The 814-nt window shown below is 38.7% G+C and carries 1 protein-coding gene; it reads left to right on the top strand.

Annotated features, from left to right (window positions below; genetic code table 11):
- Positions 1-55: 55 nt before the first annotated feature.
- On the top strand, positions 56-814 hold the full coding sequence (locus tag ACFIMW_RS09415; protein WP_375608915.1) for a hypothetical protein: 759 nt from the start codon (positions 56-58) through the stop codon (positions 812-814).

Genomic DNA, 814 nt, shown 5'->3' with positions numbered 1-814 from the left:
GCCGCTTCATAAGAATAAGAAGAGTAAGAAGAAGGGGAAGTGAGGAGTGGATAAGATGACAGTTAAAAAGAAGTATGAACTCACAGATGAAACAATCGAAGTTAATGGAGTTACGCTTCATCGTATACGTTCTTTAAGAAATTTTAGAAATGTGTACGCAGGTGCTCTAGGTGGTTTTATTGAAAATGAAAGCAACTTATCCCATGAGGGCAATTGTTGGGTAGATGATAACGCTATGGTCTATGGCAATGCTAGGGTTTACGGTCAAGCCAAGGTGTTTGGTAATGCCAACGTTTATGATAACGCTCATGTTTATGGCAATGCCATTGTTTATTTTGATGCTCAAGTTTTTGGTAATGCACATGTATACGGTACAGCAATAATTTGTGAAAATGCCCGTGTGTGTGGTGATGCATGGATTGATACAGGTTTTATTAGTGGTTGTGATTTAGTTAATAGTAGTAAAAAGAAATACGAACTTACAGATGATACAGTTGATCTTGGTCCTTTCAAGGTACACCGAATACGAGCATTGAGAAGCTTTGGCAAAGTAAAGAAAGGTGATTTAGGCGGTTGGGTAGAGAGTGAAGAAAATCTCAGTCACGAAGGCAATTGTTGGATTAGTGGTTTAGGGGCTGTTTTTGGTGACGGCAGATTACGTGGTGATGATCAGGTTCAAAACTTTCAGTGTATTTCTAACACGACTTATAAATTGTCTATGTTAACACCACAGCAATACATGAAATCGCTACCTTGGCACCGTAGAATATGGGAGAAACTCCGTTATTATAAGGAGTTCAGAATATGGCTTTAG

The sequence above is a fragment of the Bartonella sp. AC329YNZD genome (assembly GCF_042196685.1).
GTDB lineage: Bacteria > Pseudomonadota > Alphaproteobacteria > Rhizobiales > Rhizobiaceae > Bartonella.
Note: the sequence above shows the minus strand (reverse complement) of the source record. Positions and strands in the feature narration are given on the sequence as shown.

Bases quoted from the DNA above. Each gene is read 5' to 3' on its own strand.
- ACFIMW_RS09415 (WP_375608915.1), top strand. From the start codon at position 56: ATGACAGTTAAAAAGAAGTATGAACTCACAGATGAAACAATCGAAGTT.